This window comes from Polaribacter sp. Q13, from assembly GCF_016858305.2.
Classification (GTDB): domain Bacteria; phylum Bacteroidota; class Bacteroidia; order Flavobacteriales; family Flavobacteriaceae; genus Polaribacter.
Genome location: NZ_CP074436.1, coordinates 2698536 through 2722392, shown reverse-complemented (window position 1 = coordinate 2722392; position 23857 = coordinate 2698536). Strand labels below are relative to the sequence as shown.

Sequence of the window (23857 nt, the reverse complement as noted above, 5' to 3'; positions counted from 1 at the left end):
CGATTTTATACGCTATATTTTAATGATAATTCAGTTTTTACTTCATTCCAATTTCTACCTGCTGTAGGGTTTTCTTTGTGAAATTTTATTCTTTTATCTAAAATTTCTTTATTTTTAGAATACACATTATAAACAGCTTCTACTTCGTTTAGAACATTTTCATCTGTTTCTAAAATCTATTTTGCTAAAGCTTTTCTTTTATCCTGATTGTTCATAAAATTGCTTTTTCCTAAAGATAGTATTTCTTAAAGAAAAAACTTATTCTGAAGATTCTCTAAATGCGAGCAAACAGTTGCGTTAGCGATTGAAACGGCATCCTTTTTGCTTTTTCAGCAAAAAGATACAGTGTAAAGCGCGACCTTTTTAGGGAGCGCCCAAATATTAATTATTCTTAATAACGGTATAAAGTTAAGTTGAAAAATTAGTTCATATAAATGATATTTCTTAAGTTGGTGTCTTATCATTTAGAACCGTAAATAAAGTACGTTATGTTTAAAAAAATTGTGGGAATAGAGCCTTTGGGATTAGTAGATGCAGCTAATTTAAAATTAAAATCTTTTACAGAAAATATGGTGTTGCACATAGATAAACCAACTAGTGATGATGAAATTGTAAAACGTATTGGTGATGCAGATGGTGTTTTTTTAAGTTATACAACAACATTAACAAAAGAAATTTTAGAACGTTGCCCAAACATAAAATATATAGGTATGTGCTGCTCTTTGTACACTCCAGAGAGTGCGAATGTAGATATTAATTATGCAAATTCTCGCGGAATTATAGTAACTGGTGTGCGTGATTATGGTGACGAGGGGGTTGTGGAATATGTAATTAGCGAATTGGTAAGATGTTTACATGGTTTTGGTACTACTTTAAATGGTAAACCAAGGGAGGCTTGGAGTGGTGTTCCTAGAGAAATTACTGGTTTAAAAGTAGGGATTATTGGTTTAGGTAAATTAGGTGGTATGGTTGCAGATGGACTTAATTTTTTTGGTGCGGATATTACTTATTTTGCTAGAAGTGAAAAGCAAGATGCAAAAGAAAAAGGATATGATTTTTTATCATTAGATAAACTAATGGAAAGAAATGAGGTTGTAATTGCTGCTTTAAATAAAAACACGGTTTTATTGCATGAAAAGGAGTTTTTAAAATTCGGAAATCACAAAATATTGTTTAACATTGGGTTATCTCCTGCCTGGAATGAGAAGTCTTTTAATAATTGGATAAAAACAGACAACAATGTTGTGTATTGTGATTCTTTGGGTGCTTTAGGTGACCAAGAATTACTAACCCAGCCAAACGTAAATTGTTTTGAAGTTTCTAGTGGTAGAACTCAACAAGCATTTGTTAGATTAAGTGATAAAGTAATAGAAAACGTAACTAACTATTTTAAAGAAGAATAGGGATAGTTAGGGTTTTTAATGTCTTTAAAACGCTTCTTGTTGAAGCGTTTTAAAACTATTTATTTTTATTGTAAATTGGTAAAAGTAAAAAAGCTAAACCACCAAAAACGATAATCATTGCTGTTTGTGCGGTCCACATAATCCAACCAAAAGCGGTTGCAGGTTCTGTAGGAATATCAAACAAAGCCAAAGCACCAGCAACAGCAATTGGGTACAAGCCAATTCCGCCATTTGTTGCGGCAATAGAAAATCCGCCAGCAATAAAACCGATTAAAATTCCGCCAAAAGGAATGTCTAATCCATCAATTGCAGGTATTGTTGCCCAAAACATACAAACATACATTGCCCAGATAAAAACTGTATGAAAGATAAATGCCCATTTATTTTTCATCTTAAAGATGCTGGTAACACCTTCTCCTAAACCTGTAATAAATGTTTTTATTTTTAATAAAAAACCTGATTTTGCCTTTTTTACAAAGGATGTTAGAATGTAAAAACCAATTAATAAAACAGCTAAACCAATAATGATTTTTGTTGGATTGAAGTTTTTAACTAAGAGATCATAAATAAAATCGAACTGCACAAAAAGTGTGATTAATATAATGGATAACATCATAATTAAATCGGCTATTCTTTCTGCTACAATGGTTCCGAATCCTTTTTCAAAAGGAACGTCTTCGTAATTTGTTAGCACTAAAGCTCTAGAAACTTCTCCGGCTCTGGGCAGTGCAAGGTTTACTAGATATCCTACTAGAACGGCTAAAACACTGTTTGTGTATTTTGGTTTAAATCCGATTGGTTCTAGCATAAATTTCCACCTGTAAGCTCTAGAAAGGTGACTTAAAACACCAAAGAACAATCCTAAGAAAATCCAACTATAATGAGCTTCTTTAAAATAACCAATTAAGACGTCTAAAGAAATTTTAGAAAGCGAGTACCATACTAAAAAACCTCCCAAAATGAGAGGTAGTATAGTTTTTAATATTTTTTTAATATTCAAATCTATGTAAGTGTATTGTCTTTTTCGTTAGGGAAAACTAAAGAGGGTTTAAAGTTTTTTGCTTCTTCAAAATCCATGAATCCATAAACAATAAGGATTAATACATCATTTACAGCAACTTTTCTTGCTGCAGCTCCGTTTAAGGTGATTTCTCCACTTCCACGAGGTCCGGGAATTGCATACGTTTCTAAACGTTCTCCATTATTATTGTTTACGATTTGAACGCGTTCGCCTTCAATAATATTGGCTGCATCCATTAAATCTTCATCAATGGTTATGCTTCCTATATAATTTAAATCTGCACCTGTAACTTTTACTCGGTGGATTTTTGATTTTACAACTTGTACTAACATGGGGCAAAAATACTGTTTTTTTTGATTACTAATGCTTTAAACGAATGTTGTCTATCAATCTTATTTCTCCTGCAAATACTGCAATAAAAGCGCGGTATTTTTTATTAGATTCCTTGTTTTTTATGGTTTCTAATGTTTTTTCATCAGCAATAGTAAAGTATTCTAATTCTAAAAAAGGATGTTTTTTAAATTGATTTTCTACCCATTCAGTTACTTTAACTGCATTTTCTGTGCCAAATTTCTTACGAGCTGTTTTAAGCGTTTTGTAAATAAAAGGAGCTGCGTTTCTATGCTCTGTAGTTAGCCTTGTGTTTCTAGAACTCATTGCTAAACCATCTTTTTCTCTAAAAATAGGACATCCTTTAATTTTTACAGGAAGTCTATTCTTTTTTACCATTTTTTTGATGATCTGTAATTGTTGAAAATCTTTTTGACCAAAATAGGATCTGTTGGGTGTTACAATTTCGAAAAGGGTTTTTACAATGGTACCAACACCATCAAAATGACCGTTTCTAAATTTTCCTTCCATTTGATGCTCTAAACCATCAAAGTCAAATTTTTCTGAGGCGATGTTTTCTGCATAAATTTCTTTTACAGACGGAAGAAATAACACATCACAAGAAACACTTTCTAGTAATTTGGTGTCGTTTTCTATTGTTTTTGGGTATTTAACTAAATCTTCGGGGTTGTCAAACTGCGTAGGATTTATAAAAATACTGACCACAACGAGGTCGTTTTTTTTGATCGCTTTTTTAATCAAAGATAAATGACCTTCATGTAATGCACCCATAGTTGGTACAAAACCGATGGTTTTATTTTCCTCTTTTTTAGACGTTAAATAATCTTTTATTTCTTGTTTCGTATTAAATATTTTCATCCTTAAATATTAAGTAAAGTCTGCAAACTTACCAATTTAACACGATATTAGCATAATAATTTGTATTTTTGCGCTTCTTATAAAAGAGTTTGATTTAATGAAGGACAAGAGAATATTATTTGTTTCATCTGAAGTAGTGCCATACTTACCTGAAACAGAATTATCATCAACAGCCTTTAATGTTGCAAAAAATGCACATTCTAAAGGAGTACAAACAAGAATTTTCATGCCAAGATATGGCGTAATTAACGAGCGAAGACATCAGCTACACGAAGTAATTCGTTTATCTGGTATGAATCTAGTAGTTAATGATATGGATATGCCATTAATTATAAAAGTTGCTTCTATTCCTAAAGAAAGAATGCAAGTTTATTTTATAGATAATGAAGAATATTTTAAACGAAAAGCCGTTTTTACAGATGAAGATGATGAGTTGTTTGAAGACAATGATGAGCGCGCTATTTTCTTTGCAAAAGGAGTTATAGAAACTGTAAAAAAATTAAACTGGGCACCAGATATTATTCATGTTCATGGATGGATGGCTTCTCTATTACCTCTTTATTTGAAGGAGTTTTACAAAGAAGAACCCTTGTTTACAGAGAGTAAGGTTATTACTTCTTTGTATAATAATCCTTTTGAAGGAGAATTAGATGAATCTTTAGCAGATAAAGTGAAGTTTGATAACATCTGTGATGAAAAAATAGCAACAATTAAAACACCAAACTTTACAAATATTTTAAAAAGTGCCATAGAGAATTCTGATGCAATTATACATGGTAGTGAGGAAATTTCAGAAGAATTGGCTTCTTTTATAGAAAGTAAAGATATTCCAGTTTTAGAATATCAATCTGAGGATTTAAAGGAAAGTTATTTAAATTTTTATGCTGATTTAATTTCAGCTAATTAATTATTTTATAAAGTGAGGAGATTTTTTGAGAAAAGTACATTTATTGTGGCTTTAGTATTCGTGTTTACAGCTGTTATTTCTTGTGAAAAAGATTTTAATGATATTGATTCAAGTTTAGTAGAGAACACAAAATTTGATGTAAATACTTTAACGGTTAAAGGAATTACAATAGAGAATAGTTATATTAAAAATGTTATTTCAGATAATATTTCTAATAAACCAGGGCAATATTTATTAGGTGTTTACGCAAGTGATGATTATAAAAATATAGAGGCTTCTATTGTTTCGCAATTAGCAATTACTTCTAATTTAGAAGTAATGAATTCTGATACAATTGCAAAGTACGCTACAAGTACTACTCATATTGTTACATCTATAGATACGGTTTTTTTAAAACTACCTTACCAAGTAACTCTAAATGACGATGGAGATGCTTACGAATTAGACTCTATAATTGGAGACCAATCAAAAGCATTTAACTTAAATGTTTATCAAACTAGCACATATTTAAGTAGGTTAAACCCTAAAGATGCTTCTAAAAACAATAGTTATAATTCTAATGATGTTTTTGATCCAAAAGGTAGTGAGTTAAATATAACTGATAACTATCAATTTATACCATCTTTAAGAGATACTCTTGTAGTTAATAGATGGACAAGTAATGGAATACTAGCTGATAAAGATACAATTACCTATTCAAGTTCTACAACTTCTACTTTATCACTTCCTTTTGCAGTTGTGCCTTTAAAAGAGACTGAAATTAAAAACTTATTTTTAGATCAATATGAATCTTCACATTTTGACACTCAAGATGCTTTTAATAATTATTTTAGAGGAGTTATTTTAGAAGCTACAGGAAATAAAGGTTCCTTAATTTCTTTTAACTTTGAGGGAGCTATTAAACCATCAATAGAAATTTATTATACAAATACTGTATTTGAAACTGCAACAAACGATACAATTAAAACTTTTAGAAAAAATGATTCTTTTTCTTTATCTGGTATAAGAAGTGCATCTTATAAGATGGAAGATAAAGTGTATCCTGCAGATAAAATTACACTGCAAGGTACTGCAGGAACTGAAGCTAAAATAAACCTTTTTGGTGCAGATACAGATGGCAACGGAATAGCAGACGAAATTGAAGAATTAAGAGCAAGAAATCTATTGATAAACGATGCTTCCTTAACTTTATATATTAATCAATCTGCAGATACTACAGCTGTACCATACCAATTATTTTTGTATAAGAGTAATGAAGATGTAAACCCTGTTTATAGTCAAATAAAAGATGTTTATTCAGAAGGAGCGTTTGTTTTTGGAGGGTTATTAGAAAGAGATAGTAAAGGAAAGAAAGAGAAATATACCTTTAGAATTACAGACTATCTTTCAGATATTTTAAGCGGAGAAACAGACTATTCTCCTACTTTAAGACTTAAAGTAATTAACGCTACAGATTTATTAACAGTTACAGATACTGTTTTTAAGAATTATAATTGGAATCCAAAAGCAGTTACCCTTTTTAATCAAGATGCTTTAAATGGTAAAAAGGCAGAGTTAAAGATTTCTTATTCAGAGAAAAAAACGAATTAACAAGAACGAACTACTAAAAAAAGAATTGTTATGTGTGGAATAACTGGCTATATAGGTTTTAGAGATGCTTACCCTATTGTTATAAATGGTCTTAAAAGATTAGAATACAGAGGGTATGATAGTTCTGGGATTATGATGTATGACGGAAAAGAAATACATCTTTCTAAAACGAAAGGAAAGGTTTCTGATTTAGAAGCGATAACCGATAATGACGAAAAAAGAAAAAAAGGAAATATAGGAATTGGTCATACACGCTGGGCAACACATGGTGTACCTAATGATGTAAACTCTCATCCACATGTTTCTCAATCTGGTGAACTTGTTATAGTACATAACGGTATTATTGAAAACTACGATACTTTAAAGAAAGAGCTAATATCTAGAGGTTATACTTTTAAAAGTGATACAGATACAGAGGTTTTAATAAATCTTATAGAAGAAGTAAAAAAGAACGAAGGCTGTAAGTTAGGGCAAGCAGTTCAATTAGCATTAACAAATGTTGTAGGTGCTTATGCTATTGCTGTTTTTGATAAAACAAAACCAAACGAGTTAGTTATTGCTCGTTTAGGAAGTCCTATTGCAATTGGAGTAGGAAAAGACAATAGTGAATTTTTTGTTGCTTCTGATGCATCTCCTTTTATAGAATATACAAAGGATGCTATTTATTTAGAGGATGAAGAATTAGCTGTTATTAAAATTGGTAAAGATATAAAAGTTCGTAAGATTATAGACGACACTATGGTTGATACTAATATTCAGAAATTAAAACTGAGTTTAGATCAAATAGAAAAAGGAGGTTATGATCATTTCATGTTAAAAGAAATTCATGAACAACCTAAAGCTATTATAGATACATATAGAGGTAGAATGTTACCTAATGAAGGACTTATTAAAATGTCTGGTATAGATAACCACATGAATAGGTTTTTAAATGCAGAGAGAATCATTATAGTTGCTTGTGGTACTTCTTGGCATGCAGGTTTGGTGGGTGAATATCTTATTGAAGACAAAGCCCGTATCCCTGTTGAAGTAGAATATGCTTCAGAATTTAGATATAGAAACCCTATTATTTCGTCTAAAGATGTAGTAATTGCTATTTCTCAATCTGGAGAAACAGCAGATACTCTTGCTGCAATTAAGTTGGCAAAATCTAAAGGAGCTTTTGTATTTGGTATTTGTAATGTTGTGGGTTCTTCTATTGCTAGAGAAACAGATGCAGGAGCATATACACATGCAGGTCCAGAAATAGGTGTAGCTTCTACAAAAGCTTTTACAACACAAATTACAGTTTTAACTCTAATTGCGTTAAAATTAGCCTCTAAAAAAGGAGAGATTTCTAAATCTGAACTTAGAGAGTTTTTACAAAAAATGCAATTAATTCCGGCAAAAATAGAAGCGCTTTTAAAGATTGATGAAAAAGTGAAGGAAATTGCTGCTGTATATAAAGATGCAAAAAATTGTTTGTACTTAGGTAGAGGTTTTAACTTTCCAGTAGCTTTAGAAGGTGCTTTAAAATTAAAAGAAATTTCTTACATTCATGCAGAAGGATATCCTGCGGCAGAAATGAAGCATGGTCCAATTGCTTTAATTGATGAGAATATGCCAATTTTTGTGATTGCAACTAATAAAGGTCATTACGAAAAAGTAGTGAGTAATATTCAAGAAATAAAATCTAGAGCTGGTAAAATTATTGCAATAGTTACAGAAGGAGATACACAAGTTAGAGATATAGCAGATCATGTTATTGAAATTCCTGAAACGGAAGAAGCATTAACACCGCTATTAACTACCATTCCTTTTCAATTATTGTCTTACCATATTGCAGTAATGTTAGGTAAAAATGTAGATCAACCAAGAAATTTGGCAAAATCTGTTACCGTAGAATAATAATTATATTTTATAAAATAAAAAACCTGGCTTATAGCCGGGTTTTTTGTTTTATAAAATAGCTTTTTTAACATAAGCATCAAGTTTATAATACTTGTTTTTTGTGATTAACTAAATATCAGTGTTCTATATTGAGAAAATAAAAAAAAAATTATACTTATCTTGGTCTTTAAAATATTTAATATGATATATAAATCTGCTGAGAGGCTAATTTAAAAACGATATCTAATTAATCATAAAACTATGAATTATAGTCAGATAGCCATCTTGTTTACGCAAGGTACTTTAATTGCTTTTATAGTATTAGTATTATTTCAATTTCGAAAAAAGTTAGGAATTGGTTTATTATTAGCATGTTTGGGATTGATCCAATTTTTGCAGGTATTTATATCGAGCTCTATCTATGTTTCGATTACCAATGATTTTTTTGTATCACCAGGTTCGTCCATTTTATTTACGGTAACTGTTTTTGCTTTACTAATTGTATATATAAAAGAAGATGCAAGCGAAACAAAAAAAGTAATCTACACTTTGCTAATTATAAACGTATTAGTAACTATATTTTTAAAATTATTTGGTTGGAATTTAACTGAAATATCAGCAGACAAACCATTTAGCGTATTAACTAATCTTTTTGATAGCCGAAGTTGGGTTTTTCTTACTGGCGCAGTAACATTGCTTATAGATACCTTGTTAATTATAATAATTTTTGAATTTATAGCCAGATACATAAGATTCTTATTCTTGCAAATTTTTATAACCATGCTGCTCGTAATAAGTTTTGATACTATATTTTTTTTAATTATTGCATTTTGGGGATCTGATAACTTAAATAGCATGATATTATCGGGGTTAATTTCTAAAGGTTTTTTCACTCTTTTTTACAGCATAATTTTCTATTTATATTTAAAATATTTTGATTCAAGCGAGCCGTTATCACATCTTTTTAAAATAAAAGATGTGTTTAAGCCTCTAACTTATAAACAGAAGTTTGAATCTGCAGAAAAAGAGGTTAAAGATACTGCAGAGATCTATCGAATTTTAACAGATTACTCTAGAGATTTAATATTTTTACAAGAGCCAGATAGCTCCTTTAGATATATAAGTCCTGCTATAAAAAAGCTATTGGGTTATGAGCAATCGGAGTTTATTGGTAAATTTATTTTTAGTATTGTTCATAAGGATGATGTACAGACTCTAAAAGATACATTGCATAAAAAGTTATTTAGTAAAGGCATTGCTACAGAACCAATTCCTTTTAGAGTTCGTCATAAAGATGGACATTATATTTGGTTAGAATTTTTATCATCTGCCGTGTATACAGGAAAAGAAATTAGCTATTTTGTAAGCACTGCTAGAGATATTACTCAAAGAGTTTTAGCAAAGAAAAAACTTGAAACCTCTTTAGAACTACTAGAAATAAAGGAACATTCTTTAAGTGAATCTAGTAAAATAGCTAAAATAGGGTATCAAGAATATAATATTGATACTGATACGTATGTTTGGTCTGATTATGTTTATGATATTTACGGTTTAGATCCTAAAGATGGAGTGCCATCTATAAAAGATATTATATCTATTTTTGATAAAGAATCTGTAACAAAGCTAAACAAAGCTATTACTCTGCTAAATACACAAGGCATTGCTTGTGATATTGAGTTGAGGTGTATTAATTTAAAAAAAGAAGAGGTTTGGGTTAGGTATGTTGCTGAAACAGTCTACAATGAACATAAAAATATTATTGGTAGAAAAGGTGTTTTACAGAATATTACAGAATGGAAAAATGCACAACTAGCATTAGAACAGTCTAAGCAAAATATTCAAACCTCTCTAAACCTTTTAGAAAAAAAAGATTATTCTTTAAGCCAGTCTAGTAAAATGGCTAAAATTGGGTATTGGGAATATGATATTGCTACGGATACTTATGTATGGTCGGATTATGTTTATCGTATTTATGGATTAGATCCAAAAGATGAAATTCCAACACAAGAGGCAACTGCAAAAATTTTAGATAAAGAATCTCTACAAAAGGTACAACAAGCGGTTTTAGATATTACTACGAAAGGCACTCCCTGTGATATTGAGTTAAAATGTAACCTAGAAAGAGGAGTAGTTTGGGTACGTTATGTTGGCGAAGCCGTATATAACGAACAAAATGAAATTATAGGAAGAAGAGGTGTTCTACAGAATATTACAGATTGGAAAAATGCACAATTAGAATTAGAATCGTCCAAAACAAAGATTCAAAATTCTCTAAACCTTTTAGAAAAAAGAGATTTCGCTTTAAAAGAATCTAGTAGAATAGCTAAAATTGGATATTGGGAATATGATATTGCCACGGATACTTTTACTTGGTCTGATTATGTTTATGAAGTTTATGGTTTTAATCTTAAAGATAATATTCCTTCACGAAAAGAAATGGTAGCTTTTTATGATAAAGAATCTCAAAAGAAGTTAGCACAAGCTACGTTAGATATAGATTTAAAGGGTATTCCTTATGATATTGAGTTAAGGTTAATTAATAATAAAAACGAAGATGTTTGGGTACGAAATGCAGTTCAGCTTATTTATAATGAACAAAATGAAATTGTTGGAAGAAGAGGTGTGGTGCACAATATTACAGCCTCTAAAAATGCACAACTAGAGTTAGAACTTTCTAAAAATAATATTCAAACCTCTTTAGAGCTGTTAGAAAGAAGGAAATACTCTATGGATGAGGCTAGTAAGGTAGCCAAAATTGGGTATTGGGAGCATGATACTATAAAGGGTACTGTTGTATGGTCTGAGTATGTGCATCGTTTGTTTGGTTCAAATCCAGAAAAAGGAATTCCGGCGCAAGAAGCAATTATAGAAACGTTTACAAAAGAATCTCAAGAAAAGTTGGCAAAAGCTACGCTAAACCTAACATTAAAAGGTGTTTCTTATGATATTGAGTTGAAATGTATCAACCTAAAGGGTGAACAAATTTGGGTGCGTAATGTGGCACAAGCCATCTATAACGAACAAAATGAAATTGTTGGTAAAAGAGGTGTTTTACATAATATTACAGCTTCTAAAAAAGCACAATTAGAATTAGAGCTTTCTAAAGAAAAGATAGAAACCACTTTAAAACTTTTAGAGAAAAAGGAATACTCTTTGCGTAAAGCAAGTGAAATAGCTAAAATAGGATATCAAGAATATGTTAACGAAACAGGTGTTTTTACATGGTCTGATTATGTTTATGATATTTTAAGATTTGATATAAAACAAGGAATTCCATCTCGTGATGAAGTTCTAGCAATTTTTGATGATGAATCTAAAAAAATATATACACAAGCTACGTTAGAGTTGATAGAAAATGGGACCCCATTTGATCTTGAGTTGAAATTTATCACTAAAAATAATGAAGAAGTATGGGTTAGAAATGCAGTTCAACCCGATTATAATAATGAAAATGAAATTATAGGAAGAAGAGGGGTTTTACAAGATATTACAGCATCTAAAAATGCACAATTTGAATTAGAAGAATCTAAAAAAAATATTCAAAATTCTCTAGATCTTTTAGAGAAAAGAAAATACGCTATGGATGAGGCTAGTAAAATAGCTAAAATAGGGTATCATGAATATGATATTGCTACAGATACTTTTCATTGGTCTGAATACTTATATCATATGTTTGGGTTAGATATAGAACAGCCAGTACCACCGCGTGAGGAAATTTTGACATTTTTTGATGATGCATCAAAAAAATTGATGAAACAAGCCTCTCTAGACCTCGATTTAAAGGGAACTCCTTATGATCTTGAGTTGAAAATAATTAACAGAAGAAATGAGGAGGTTTGGGTTAGAAATGCAACACAACCTATATTTAATCAGCAAAATGAAATTATAGGAAGAAGAGGTATTACTCAGGATATTACAGAGTCTAAAAAAGCACAATTTGATTTAGAACTTTCTAAACAAAAAATTGAAACTTCTTTAGAATTATTAGAACTAAGTGAAAAATCTAAAAATGAAATTAGTAAAGTAGCTAAAATTGGCTATTTAGAATATAATAATGCTACGGATACTTTTTTGTGGTCTGATTATCTATATTATATTTTTGGATTAGATTCCAAAAACTCAGTTCCAGGATTAAAGGATGTTATGCAGTTTTTAGATGAAGAATCTAAGAAAAAAATGAAACGAGCAACTATAAATCTAGAGAAAAATGGAATTCCTTATGATATTGAAATAAAATTAAATAACCTAAGAAATGAAGAGATTTGGGGTAGAATGATAGTTCAGCCTATATTTAATAAACAAAAAAAAGTTATTGGAAGAAGAGGTGTTTTTCAGGATATTACGGCTTCTAAAAAGGCTCAGTTTGCTTTAGAGCTTTCTAAACAAGAAATTCAGACTTCATTAGAATTGTTAGAAAAAAGTGAATTTTCTAAGAATGAAGCTAGTAAGATGGCTAAAATTGGATATTGGGAATATGATATTGAAACGAAAGCTTTTATATGGTCTGACGATATATATCTTATGTATGGATTAGATCCTAAAAAAGGAATTCCATCGCAAGAAAAAATTGTATCATTTTACGATAAAGAATCTCAAAAAAAGATAGAAGAAACAATTAAAGACGTTTCATTAAAAGGACTTTTTTGTGATATTGAATTAAAATTTATCAATGAAAAAAATGAAGAAGTTTGGGAGCGAAGTGTCGTTCAGCCAGTTTACAATAGCCAAAATAAGATTGTTGGTAGAAGAGGTGTTATGCAAGATATTACAGAGCAAAAAATAAAACAAAAGACCTTAGACCAACAAAGTAAAGAGTTATATGAATTAAATAACGCATTAAATCAAGCACAAAAATTAAGTCATGTTGGTAATTGGTCTTGGAACATGAAAACAGACAAAGCAGAATGGTCTGATGAAATGTATAATATTTTTGGGGAAACTAAAGAGAATTTTTATCCTTCTAACGAAAATGTAAATCGAAAAATATTGCCAGAAGATTTGTATAAAATGGAGCAAGGTATCAACTCGCTGTTAATAGATGAAGTATTTGTTCCTTTTGAGTTTAGAATAAAATGGATATCTGGAGAAATAAGAACCTTATACATTGTAGCCCTAGAAAACAAAAATGAAAGTGGTGTTTTTGGAGTTACCATGGATATTACGGAGAGCAAAAAAAGAGAAGAAGAAAACTTTAGGATAAAAGCTAATTATAGGAAACTTTTTGATAATGCCACTATTTCTATTTGGAATGAAGATTTTACGCAGGTATTTAAACAAATAGAGGAACTTAGAAAACGTGAGATACCCAATTTTAAAATATATTTAGAACAGCACCCAGAGGTAACCTATTCTTTGTTAGATAAATTGATAATAAATAGCGTAAATGAAGCTACTTTAAAATTATATAAAGCAAATAATTATAAAGAATTTTTAGTTCGTTTTCAAGATACCTTTGGTTTAGGAGCAGAGGAAGTTTTTAAAAATCTTATAGAAGCTATTTGGAATCATGAGAAAACTTTTACATCAGAAGTAAATTATAAAACCCTAGAAGGAGACGAATTTGCTGCAATACTTTCAATTCCAATTCCGCAAACTTTGGCAGAACAAAAAACAGTACCTGCGAGTATACAAAGTATACAAAGTCTTAAAGAAGCTGAATTAGAAAAAAAGGAATCTATTAATAGGTTAAAAGAAGCACAAGCGTTGGCACAGGTTGGAGATTGGACGTTTGATCTTGCAACAGAAAAATCTAAGTGGTCTAATGAAACGTTTCGTATTTTGGGGTTTGATTATAGAAATCCGGTGCCAGATAGAGATGTTTTTCTAAATAGAATTCATAGAGAAGATCAGCCGTATTTTAATAATGCAGCCGACTTAGTTCTCACTAAAGGAATTCCGTATGATATTGAATTTAGAATTTGTCTTCCTGGTAACGAAGAAAAGATTATAAGAGCTATTTGTAAACCTATTTTTGGAGATAATGGTGAAGTGATTAGTTTAAAAGGAACAAATCAAGATATTACTATTAAAAAAAGAATAGAACAAAATAACTTCATAATTTCAGAGAAATATAGAAACCTCTTTGATAATGCTACAGTTTCTATTTGGAACGGAGATTTAAGTGAAATTTTTAAGCTGCTAGCAAAACTTAGAAAACTTAAAATACCTAATTTAAAAATATATTTAGAGCAGCACCCAGAGGTGTTATTTTCTATTTTAGATAAAATAATAATAAACAAGGTAAATAAAGCTACTTTAGAATTGTTTAAAGCAGAAAGTGAAAAGGAGTTTTTAGAGAGAAAAATTCAAAACACTTTTGGTAAAGGTGCACATAAAGTATTTGTAGATTTTATAGTATCCATTTGGCATAATGAGAAAACATTTACATCAGAAGTAAACTACAAAACACTTAAAGGAAATGAATTTGCGGCAATAATTTCAATTCCTATTCCACAAACAAAAATAGAATATAAAAATGTGCCGCTTAGTATACAAAGTATTCAAAGTATAAAAGATGCTGAATCGGCAAAAAGAGAATCCTTAAATAAATTAAAAGAAGCACAGAAATTAGCGAAAATTGGAAGTTGGTCATTTAACCCTTTAACGTTAGAGATGGATTGGTCAGACGAAACGTTTAATATTTATGGTATCGATCCTAAGGAAGGTGTTCCCGATTTATTCAATGAACCGAAGATAATACACAAAGATGATCTAGAAATGATGTTTAAATCTATTCCTTTAGGAGAGGCATTTGATATCGAGCATAAAATTACCCTTCGCAATGGTGAGCAAAAATGGATTAGATGTATTAGTAAACCTAAATATGGAGAAACAGGAGAATTAATCAGTTTTACAGGCACTAATCAGGATATTACAGAACAGAAACGCATTAGAATAGAAATAGAAAAGGCAGAAGAGATGTATAGAGTATTGACAGACAATTCTAATGACTTGATTACTTTACATGAACCAGATAGTACCTTTACCTATATAAGCCCTTCTATAAAAAACCTATTAGGTTATGAGCAACAAGAACTTTTAGGAGAAAAAGTTTTTGGGATAGTACATAAGGATGATGTTGAATCTCTAATTAATGTTATGGAAGAAAGGGTGATTAGTGGCGTATTTACTACTCCTTTTACTTGCAGAGTACTTCATAAAAAAGGTCATTTTATTTGGTTAGAATTTTTAACATCGCCTGTTTATAAAGAGCAAGAGATTAGCCATTTTGTGTCATCTGCAAGAGATATTACACAGTGGGTGTTGGCAAAGCAAGAAATAGAAGAATACCAATCATCTCTTCAGAGAATGACCACGGAAATGACCTTGATAGAAGAAAAACAAAAAAAGGAAATAGCATCAAACATACACGATCATTTAAGTCAATCTTTAGTTATTTCAAAAATGAAAATTAATGATCTAAAAAAAAGACCACAGCTACAATTGATTGATGAAGATTTAAATTTTATAGAATCACATATTTCTGAAGCTTTAGAAAATAGCCGTAAAATTACATATGAACTTTCGCCTCCAGTTTTATATCAATTAGGTATTGTTGATGCATTAAATTGGTTATTTGATAATGCGGAAACTACCCATAAGATTACTTGTGTTGTTAATAGTAATGTAGATAGTTTAGAACTTAATGAAGTAAAATCTATTTTATTGTTTAGAAGTATACAAGAAGTGTTAACCAATGCAATAAAATATGCCAAGGCTTCTTTAATAACATTAGAGATTGATAAAAATAAACGAGGAATAGATATTTTTATCACAGATAATGGTGTTGGTTTTGATACTTCAATCTTAAATAGTCTCTATAATAGTTCTAGTTCTGGCTTTGGTTTGTTTACGGTTAAAGAACGAATTAGAAACATACAAGGAAAATTTGCGATAAATTCAAAAATAAATGTTGGTACAACTGTTAAAATTTTTATACCTTTATCTAAATGAGCTATTTAAAAGAAATTAAAATAATATTAGTTGATGATCATAAACTATTACGAGACGGTTTAAGAAATATTATAGAGCAAAGATCTAATATGCATATAATTGGGGAGGCTTCTGATGGTAGAGAAGCTATAAAAATATGTTCTAAACTGTTGCCAAATGTAATTGTTATGGATGTAGCAATGCCAGGTTTAAATGGCATAGAAGCTACAAAACAAATTCATAAAAATAATCCGGATATAAAAATAATTGGCCTTTCTATGCATTCTAGTAAGCAATTTATACAAAGTATGTTTAAAGCTGGTGCTTTTGGGTATTTGTTAAAAGATGGAGATGCAGATGAATTAATTATAGCGATTAATACGGTAATGCAAAGTAAAAAATATTTATCTAAAGAGATTAATCAAGAGTTTCTGTCTGTACTTAAAGAGAAGAAAGCTATAGAAAAAGCACAATTAAGCTCTAGAGAAAAAGAAGTATTACAATTAATTTCTGAAGGTAATTCTTCCAAACAAATAGGAGATATATTATTTTTAAGTCCAAAAACGGTTGATGTTCACCGAAATAACATAATGAAAAAAATAGATTTATACACCATTCCAGAATTAACAAAATATGCTATTCAAGAAGGGTTAACTTCATTAAATCTTTAATAATTATTTATACTTTTTATGTAATGATAAGCATTCTGCTTATATAAATATCTATATAAACTACCTATATTTGAATTTCTCCCGGTAATTTTTTTAAATATTTACCCTATTTTGAAATCAACATTAAATAACTTATTAATAGTAGAAGACAACTCTTTTATAGGAGACTTGGTCGTTAGTGCAACTGAAGAAATTAGTGGTATTGGAGATATCCGTTTAACCAAATCTTTACAAGAAGCAATTTCTCTTTGTGATGATACTAATTTTGAATTAGTAATACTCGATTTGAAATTACCCGATGGACATGGAATAGAATTATTGAAAATACTTAAAGGAAAAAAAACAGAAACGAAAGTTTTTATTTTTTCTGCAAGTACAGAGCTTAAATCTTTTTGTTTTAAATACGGAGCATTTGCCTTTTTTGATAAAGCGAAAGATTTTGATGAGTTAATTGAGGCAATTAAAAATGCTTAACGATTACGCTACTTTTCTTTAAAAGAATACCATTTTAATATTTTTATTTGTTTTTACAAGTAGCGCACAAAAAAAGCTAAACGACAGGGGGGTGGTTTAGCTTTTTATTAACATAGATATTAGGGGCTAAATACATTAATATATTTTGTAAAAAGTAGTTTTATTTTTTTGATAAATACTACTCTTCAAATGTAGGTAACATTGTAAGACTGTTCAATAGGTGATTTTCTTATTTTTCTAAGTAAAACTTAAAAAGGAAATTTCTTATACCAGATATCAAAATAAATAATACAATATGTTATTTAACAGGTCTAAACTTAAAAATTATTAGCTTCTAATAAAACAAGCTGATACGTATTCTACTAATGTAAATATCTATAAAAACCACCTATATTGCTTTTAATAGACACCTAACCCTATATAGAAAGCAACGTTGCAAAATTTAATACTAGTAGAGGACAATTCCTTTATAAGAAAGAAAATTATTAATGCAGCTAAAGATATTAGTAGCATAGAGATATTAGTGTAGCAAAAACTCTACAAGAAGCAATTTCTATTTTTAAAGGAACTAATTTTAAACTAATTATACTCGATTTAAAATTACTTAATGGTGATGGTATAGAGTTATTAAGAGCACTTCAAGAAAATAAAAAGGATACAAAAGTTTTTGTTTTTTCTATTAGTACAGAACTAAGAAAAACATGTTTTAAATACGGGGCATTTGCCTTTTTTTGATAAAGCTAAAGATTTTGATGAGTTAATTAAGGCAATTAAAAAAGTTTAACGATTACGTTACTTTTCTTTAAAAGAATACAATTTTAATATTTTTACTGATTTTACAAAGTTTTTATAATAAGAAAAAGCTAAACTTTAAGGGGGTAGTTTAGCTTTTTGTATTAATATAATTGGGGGAAAATATTAATGAAATATTAAAATATATTGATTATCAATAATGTAGTTAATTTTATACTACAAATCTATAGAATACATTAAGGCTATTCAATAGGTAATTTTCTTAATTTTTCTAATTAGTTTTCCAAAAGTTAATTTTTAATAAATAATGGACGATTTTTTTTTATATTCTAACTTCGAATGTAATAGGTATACTATAGCTAACTCCTACCGGGGTACCTCTTTGTTTTCCTGGAGTCATTGTAGGTAGCGCACTAATAATTTCTACTACTTCTTTTTCTAATCTAGGGTGTGGCCCTCTAGCTCTAACATTATCTATTTTACCATTTTTATTAATAGTAAAAATCACAAATAATTTCTTTTTACCTGGTTGTAAACCTAATTCATTTGCCAAATTAACATCAAATTTTCTTCCAAAAAATTCTGTTACCTTTTTAGTAAAACAGTCTTTTAACTCTTTGTTGTTTCCTTTACAGCCTGGGTAAACAGGTACGTTTTCAATTAATATAAAAGGAATATCCTCTACCACTTCTTCTACTTCTTCTACTTCTTCAATATCATCGGTATTCACAATTACAGCTACATTTTCATCTGTTTCTGTAGATTCAATTACGGTTTCCACTATTTCTTTTTCATCTTCTACAACTGTAATTTGTTCTACAACTGGTGGAGGTGTGTTTTTTGCTGGTGGTTTTACTTCTTGCATTTCTATAATAGGAATGTCTTCTTTCATTTCGTCAATCATGTTAGCTTGTCCTAAGCTTTTTAGATCGTTCTTTTCGTATGTTTTATACTCAATTAAGGTGTACGTAATAAATAAGGCTAATACTAGTCCTATTTGTAAAAAAATTTTACTGTAGTTTTCTAACTGTTGTTCTGGGGTTTTTTTAATGTCCATTTTGAAATCTTTTAAAAGTTTATAATTTTAACTTTATTATTTAAAAATAGTTGTAGAATTATCAAATTCTCAGGAATCTGGTATTCTATTGTAAAATTAAAAATTAAAAGGGCTTTAAAATATGATTTACATCATACTTTGTCATGTACTTTGGTTGGGGTGTAGTTATTCCATATAGTTAGTATATCGGTAGCTACACTAGCTCCGCTACCTGCTGCAATTGCAAATTGACTTCTGCAGCCCGCTATAGTACCACAACAATATAAACCATCTTTAACTAAATGGTTTATATTTTTAAGTTGAATTCTATCTTTTTTAGCATTTGCTCTTTTATGAGGTTCTATAAAAGATTCTAAGCCTTTTATTGTAAGTGGTTTAGCGTAGTTTAAAGCAAGAATTACAATTTTGCTAAGGTAAGTAGTATTGTTAGTTTCTATTTGATATCCGTTTTTAGTAGATAAGACAGATAAAACTTTTTCATTCTCTAATTGTTGTACATGAGGATATAGCGTTAAAAGCTGTTTTTTACCTTCAACTAAAATATCTTTTCCTAAAGTTTTAGCAGGTAAACCCAATACATTATTAAATAAAGCATCTTGTAAATGAGATGCTCTTTGGTGCGTAATAATTCCAATAGTTTTACCCGCGGCAAAAGCTTTGTTTTTTGCAGAACCCAATACTAAAGCACATTGCAACCCAGAAGCTCCACCACCAATAATTAGAACATCAAAATTCATTTAAATAAAAAGGACTTTAATATTTGCTGCAAATAATTTCACAGAAATAGCTAATAAAATTACTCCAAATATTTTTCTAATAATTTGAATTCCATTTGGACCTATAATGCGCTCTATTTTAGAAGACGTTTTAAGTACAATATAAATTAAAAAAACATTTGCTAAAACAGCAATTATAATATTTTCTATATGAAACTCTGCTCTTAAAGATAATAAGGTTGTTAAACTTCCTGGACCCGCAATTAAAGGAAAGGCTAAAGGAAAAACAGAAGCTGTAATTGCGCTTACATTCTCTTCGTTGTCTTTATAGAGTGTAATTCCTAAAATCATCTCTAAGGCAATAAAGAATAATATTAAAGCACCTGCAACAGCAAATGAATGCACATCAATTCCAATTAATTTTAGTAAACTTTGTCCTAAAAATAAAAAAACAATCATAATAAAACCTGCAATAATAGCCGCTTTTTCAGATTGTATATGTCCTGCTTTCTTTCGTAAGTCTATAATAATAGGGATATTACCAATAACATCTATTACTGCAAACAAAACCATAAAAGCAGTAAGAGCCTCTTTAAAATTAAAATTCATACTTTTTATATATTTTGCAAAATTAGACAACTTTGTTTAGGAAAACGCAAAGTTATAGAAAAAAATAACACTATTTTTGCGAGATGTTTCAACTTGGAAAAACTATAGTTTCAGAAGATATTATCGAAAAAGATTTTGTTTGTAATTTGTCTGCTTGTAAAGGTGCTTGTTGTATAGATGGCGATGCCGGTGCTCCTTTAGATAAAGAAGAAACAAAAATTTTAGAAGACATATATCCTAAAGTAAAACCTTTTTTAAGAAAAGAAGGTATCGCTGTTATTGAAGAACAAGGTACTTGGGTTACCAGTGAGTGGGGAGAATTAGAAACTCCTTTAATTAATGGTGCAGATTGTGCCTATGTTATTTTTGATGAAAAAAAGACTGCTTTATGTGCTATTGAAGAAGCATATAACCAAGGAGAAATAGACTGGAAAAAACCTGTTTCTTGTCATTTATACCCAATTAGGGTTAAAGAGTATAGTGAGTTTTCTGCTGTAAATTACGATAAATGGGAAATTTGTGATGATGCTTGTTCTCTTGGAAAAGAATTACAAGTACCTATTTATAAGTTTGTAAAACAAGCTTTGGTTAGAAAGTTTGGACAAGATTGGTATAATGAGTTAGAAAAAGTGGCTGCAAAACATTTAGAATAAAGGAATCTGAATAATAACCTCTGTGCCTAAAGCAATATTGTCTTTATCTTTTAAATCGTTATAAACAATAGTGTAATCATTTTTTAGACTTTTAGCAAAATTAGTTAATCTCATTCTTGTTAAATTAATGCCTACAGATTTTCTGTTAATAGATTTTTCAGCCTTTATTTTAGCAGAAGATTCCCTACCTATACCATTGTCTTTAATAATAATTTGAATATATTTTGAAGAAATTCTTTCTATAGATACGTTTATTTTTTTAACACCTTTTTTCGGAGATAAACCATGCCATATAGAGTTTTCTAAGAACGGTTGTAAAGCTAATGGAGGTATTTTTATAGTAGTTAAGTTAAGAGAAGCATCTGTTTTAATTGCAAAATCTATTTCATTAGAAAAGCGAATATTCTCTATACCCATATAAAGTTTCATTGTTTCTATTTCTTCAAATAACGTTGTTTCTTGTATGGAAGAGGCATCTAATATTTTTCTCATTAATTTAGAAAACTTATTTAAAAAAGAAATAGCTTTCCTTTTATTGTTCTCTATAATAAATAACTTAATAGAGTTTAACGCATTAAACATAAAATGAGGATTCATTTGGCTTCTTAAAGCGTCTTGTTTTAAAGAAAGAATCCTTTTTTCGTTTCTTAATCTTCTTTGTTTGTTTATAGAAAATATAACAATAGTAATTAGTACAAAAATACAAATAGATATAATCCATAAATTTCTATTTCTAGTAACTAGTAGTTGTGTCATTTCATTTTTTCTAGCTAATTGCTTTATTTTATTATCGCTTCTTTCTTTATTGTAAGTGGCAATTAATTGGCTCACATAGACTAGGTTTCTTTCATTAAATGTTTTGGCATCTCCTTCTTTTGCCTTTTTATAATAAACGAATGCTTTTTTATAATTTTTTTCTTTTTCGTATATAAGAGCTAAGTTTAAATTGGCTTCAACAATTATGGCTTGTATGTTATACTCTAAAGCAATACTTAAGGCTGTATTTAAATTTTTTTTTGCTTTAGAATTTTTATTTAAATAAAACTGAGCTAAACCGAGGGTATTGTAAGTTTTAGAAAGGTAATATTTGTCATTTTTTTCTATCGCCATTTGTACAACAGTATCAACAGTTTTTAAGGCTTGTTTGTATTTTTTTTGCTCTATTAGAACATTAGAAATGCTATACCCACAAATTATTTTACCTACTTTAGATTTAAGGATGTTATTGTATTTTAGAGATTCAGAAAAGTTTTTCATGGCCTCGTCTAAATTTCCTAATTTCTGGTTGGCTTTACCTATGTTTTGATAATTAATAGCAAGCCCTAATAGATTGTTAAGTTCTTTTTGAGTTTTAATAGATTTTTTAAATTCATTTAAAGCTAATCTATATTGTTTTAGCGTTACGTAAATATTTCCCATGCTATTTTGAGAAACAGAGATGCTCTTTTTTACTCTATTGTTTGGTTTTTTTATCATTAGAGCCTTGTTTAGGGCTTCTTGATGATAATTTAAGGCTTTTTTAACGTAATCTTGTCTTCTATAAACAGTACCAATTGCATTTAGATTTCGTACTTCAGATATTGTATCTTTTAGTTCTATACTTAGTTTAATAGCTTTTTTGTAAGCTGTAGCAGATTTATCAAATAGAGAGCGACCTCTATAATATCGTCCTAAAGAGTTGTAGCCAAATAATAAGCCTTCTAGGTAAGAGGCTTCTTTACTCTTTTTTATTAATAATTCTATCTGATCTTTGCTTTGTTTCTTCTTATAATAAATAGAGTCTAGAATATCTAATGAGCTTATTCTATTATTAATAAGGTATGCTAATTCTTCGGGTATTTTGGTGTCTTGAGAGTAAGAGTAAAAGGCTAAAAAGAAAAATAGGGGTACTAATATCTTTATTTTCATACATTAAAATTTATTTAAAAATTCTGCCTTTTTTTGACGAGAAACGGGTATTTTTTGATTGTTCTCTAAAACAACATAGCCTTCTGTTTTATGAAATTCGTTAGTTTTTTCTAAGTTAATAATGTACGAGTTGTGTACTCTAAAAAATAATTCTTTGGGAAGTAGCGCGTAAATTTCTTTTAATTTTTTAGTAACCACAATTTTTTTGTTATCCGTAGTATGAATGGTAGAATAATTACCATCTGAAACTATAAAAAGTATTTCTTCAGATTTTAAAAAAATAAGCTTACCATCTGTATTTATAGTAATTTTTTTGGTGGTCATATTTTTATTAAAATTTAGCAACACTTTTTCTATGGTACTAGAATTTAAAGACCTAAAGTGGTATTTCTTAATTTTGGAAATTGTCTTTTCTAAATCATCAGTGTCTATTGGTTTTAGTAAATAGTCTATAGCTTCATTTTTAATTGCATTTAAGGCATATTCACTATAAGCAGTGGTAACAATTACAGCAAAGTTTCGAGATTTTAGTTTGCTTAAAAACTGAAAACCATCCATAGTAGGCATATCAATGTCTAAAAAAAGGCAATCAATATTATATTTTGCTAAATACTCTAAAGCTTTTACAGTATCTACAAAGGTTGCGGTAACTTCTATTTCTGTATCAAAATTAGATAATTCCCAACTTAAACTTTGTATTGCATTAGGTTCGTCGTCAATAATTAAAGCTCTTAACATAAGATGTTTTTATCAAAAATAGTATAATAGTTTTGTTTTTTTGAAAATTGTAGAGGTATAATATCTTTATGTTGCAGTTTATACATTATTTATAACCAATTATACAAAACTGTAATTTTAGATTTAAGATGTTTTGTAACTTTAGTGTGCATTTTGGGGGAAATGCAGAACTTTAAATAGTTCATTACAGTTTTAGAAAGCATCACATAAATGTGATGCTTTTTTTGTGCACGTTAATTATGAAAAACTATAAAAGTCCAACCGTTTATTGTTGATGAAATTGTAAAAGGGAAAATTATATTATTGAAACTATTTTTGAAGATAATAAAATACATACGCTATTTGAA

General features: G+C 29.2%; 17 protein-coding genes. 9 read left to right on the top strand and 8 right to left on the bottom strand.

Annotation, left to right across the window (positions count from 1 at the left end; translation table 11 throughout):
- The first annotated feature begins 488 nt into the window (after positions 1-488).
- Positions 489-1403 carry an NAD(P)-dependent oxidoreductase gene (locus JOP69_RS11255; RefSeq protein WP_203392688.1) on the top strand — a complete coding sequence of 305 codons (915 nt, stop codon included), beginning with the start codon at positions 489-491 and terminating at the stop codon, positions 1401-1403.
- A 55-nt stretch (positions 1404-1458) separates the two neighbouring features.
- On the opposite strand, the gene JOP69_RS11250 is transcribed toward JOP69_RS11255, so the two are convergent.
- From JOP69_RS11250 to panC, 3 genes are read right to left on the bottom strand one after another with little or no spacing between them, the layout of a single operon-like run.
- A complete protein-coding gene (locus JOP69_RS11250; protein ID WP_203392901.1) occupies positions 1459-2409 on the bottom strand; it encodes a lysylphosphatidylglycerol synthase transmembrane domain-containing protein in 951 nt (316 codons plus the stop codon).
- The gene (panD, locus tag JOP69_RS11245; RefSeq protein ID WP_036825265.1) at positions 2406-2756 is read right to left on the bottom strand and encodes an aspartate 1-decarboxylase; all 351 of its coding nucleotides are present in this window, start codon (positions 2754-2756) and stop codon (positions 2406-2408) included. Before panD ends, JOP69_RS11250 begins: the two co-directional genes overlap by 4 nt.
- Positions 2757-2784: 28 nt before the next feature.
- Positions 2785-3633 carry a pantoate--beta-alanine ligase gene (panC, locus tag JOP69_RS11240; protein ID WP_203392687.1) on the bottom strand — a complete coding sequence of 283 codons (849 nt, stop codon included), beginning with the start codon at positions 3631-3633 and terminating at the stop codon, positions 2785-2787.
- A 97-nt stretch (positions 3634-3730) separates the two neighbouring features.
- On the opposite strand from panC, the gene JOP69_RS11235 reads away from it, so the two are divergent.
- The 7 genes from JOP69_RS11235 (at position 3731) to JOP69_RS18825 (ending at position 17811) form a co-directional block, all read left to right on the top strand.
- A complete protein-coding gene (locus JOP69_RS11235; RefSeq protein ID WP_203392686.1) occupies positions 3731-4540 on the top strand; it encodes a glycogen/starch synthase in 810 nt (269 codons plus the stop codon).
- 45 nt (positions 4541-4585) lie between these two features.
- Positions 4586-6130: a DUF4270 family protein gene (locus JOP69_RS11230; RefSeq protein WP_252191111.1), complete on the top strand. Its 1545-nt coding sequence runs from the start codon at positions 4586-4588 to the stop codon at positions 6128-6130.
- A gap of 30 nt (positions 6131-6160) precedes the next feature.
- Complete coding sequence (gene glmS, locus JOP69_RS11225; RefSeq protein WP_203392684.1) at positions 6161-8017, top strand: glutamine--fructose-6-phosphate transaminase (isomerizing); 1857 nt, start codon at positions 6161-6163, stop codon at positions 8015-8017.
- A gap of 243 nt (positions 8018-8260) precedes the next feature.
- On the top strand, positions 8261-15952 hold the full coding sequence (locus JOP69_RS11220) for a PAS domain-containing protein (protein WP_203392683.1): 7692 nt from the start codon (positions 8261-8263) through the stop codon (positions 15950-15952).
- Positions 15949-16602 (top strand): response regulator transcription factor, encoded by a 654-nt coding sequence (locus JOP69_RS11215; protein ID WP_203392682.1) that lies wholly within the window; start codon positions 15949-15951, stop codon positions 16600-16602. The genes JOP69_RS11220 and JOP69_RS11215 overlap by 4 nt, the downstream gene beginning before the upstream one ends.
- A 111-nt stretch (positions 16603-16713) precedes the next feature.
- Complete coding sequence (locus JOP69_RS11210) at positions 16714-17076, top strand: response regulator (RefSeq protein WP_203392681.1); 363 nt, start codon at positions 16714-16716, stop codon at positions 17074-17076.
- A gap of 519 nt (positions 17077-17595) precedes the next feature.
- Positions 17596-17811, top strand: a complete 216-nt coding sequence (locus JOP69_RS18825; protein ID WP_203392900.1) for a response regulator — start codon at positions 17596-17598, stop codon at positions 17809-17811.
- Between the two features lie 340 nt (positions 17812-18151).
- On the opposite strand, the gene JOP69_RS11200 is transcribed toward JOP69_RS18825, so the two are convergent.
- The 3 genes from JOP69_RS11200 to JOP69_RS11190 all read right to left on the bottom strand — a co-directional run bounded on the left by JOP69_RS11200 (position 18152) and on the right by JOP69_RS11190 (position 20211).
- Positions 18152-18886: an energy transducer TonB gene (locus tag JOP69_RS11200; protein ID WP_203392680.1), complete on the bottom strand. Its 735-nt coding sequence runs from the start codon at positions 18884-18886 to the stop codon at positions 18152-18154.
- A gap of 131 nt (positions 18887-19017) precedes the next feature.
- The gene (locus JOP69_RS11195; protein ID WP_203392679.1) at positions 19018-19623 is read right to left on the bottom strand and encodes an NAD(P)/FAD-dependent oxidoreductase; all 606 of its coding nucleotides are present in this window, start codon (positions 19621-19623) and stop codon (positions 19018-19020) included.
- Positions 19624-20211: a MarC family protein gene (locus JOP69_RS11190; RefSeq protein ID WP_203392678.1), complete on the bottom strand. Its 588-nt coding sequence runs from the start codon at positions 20209-20211 to the stop codon at positions 19624-19626.
- 83 nt (positions 20212-20294) lie between these two features.
- Here JOP69_RS11190 and JOP69_RS11185 point away from each other — a divergent pair, with 83 nt between their 5' ends.
- Positions 20295-20864, top strand: coding sequence for a DUF3109 family protein (locus tag JOP69_RS11185; protein ID WP_203392677.1), 570 nt, complete (start codon positions 20295-20297; stop codon positions 20862-20864).
- Here the strand turns inward: JOP69_RS11185 and JOP69_RS11180 are convergent.
- Positions 20856-22772 (bottom strand): histidine kinase, encoded by a 1917-nt coding sequence (locus JOP69_RS11180; protein ID WP_203392676.1) that lies wholly within the window; start codon positions 22770-22772, stop codon positions 20856-20858. The two genes, JOP69_RS11185 and JOP69_RS11180, sit on opposite strands and share 9 nt — an antisense overlap.
- 3 nt (positions 22773-22775) lie before the next feature.
- Positions 22776-23510 (bottom strand): LytTR family DNA-binding domain-containing protein, encoded by a 735-nt coding sequence (locus tag JOP69_RS11175; RefSeq protein WP_203392675.1) that lies wholly within the window; start codon positions 23508-23510, stop codon positions 22776-22778.
- Between the last annotated feature and the right edge of the window lie 347 nt (positions 23511-23857).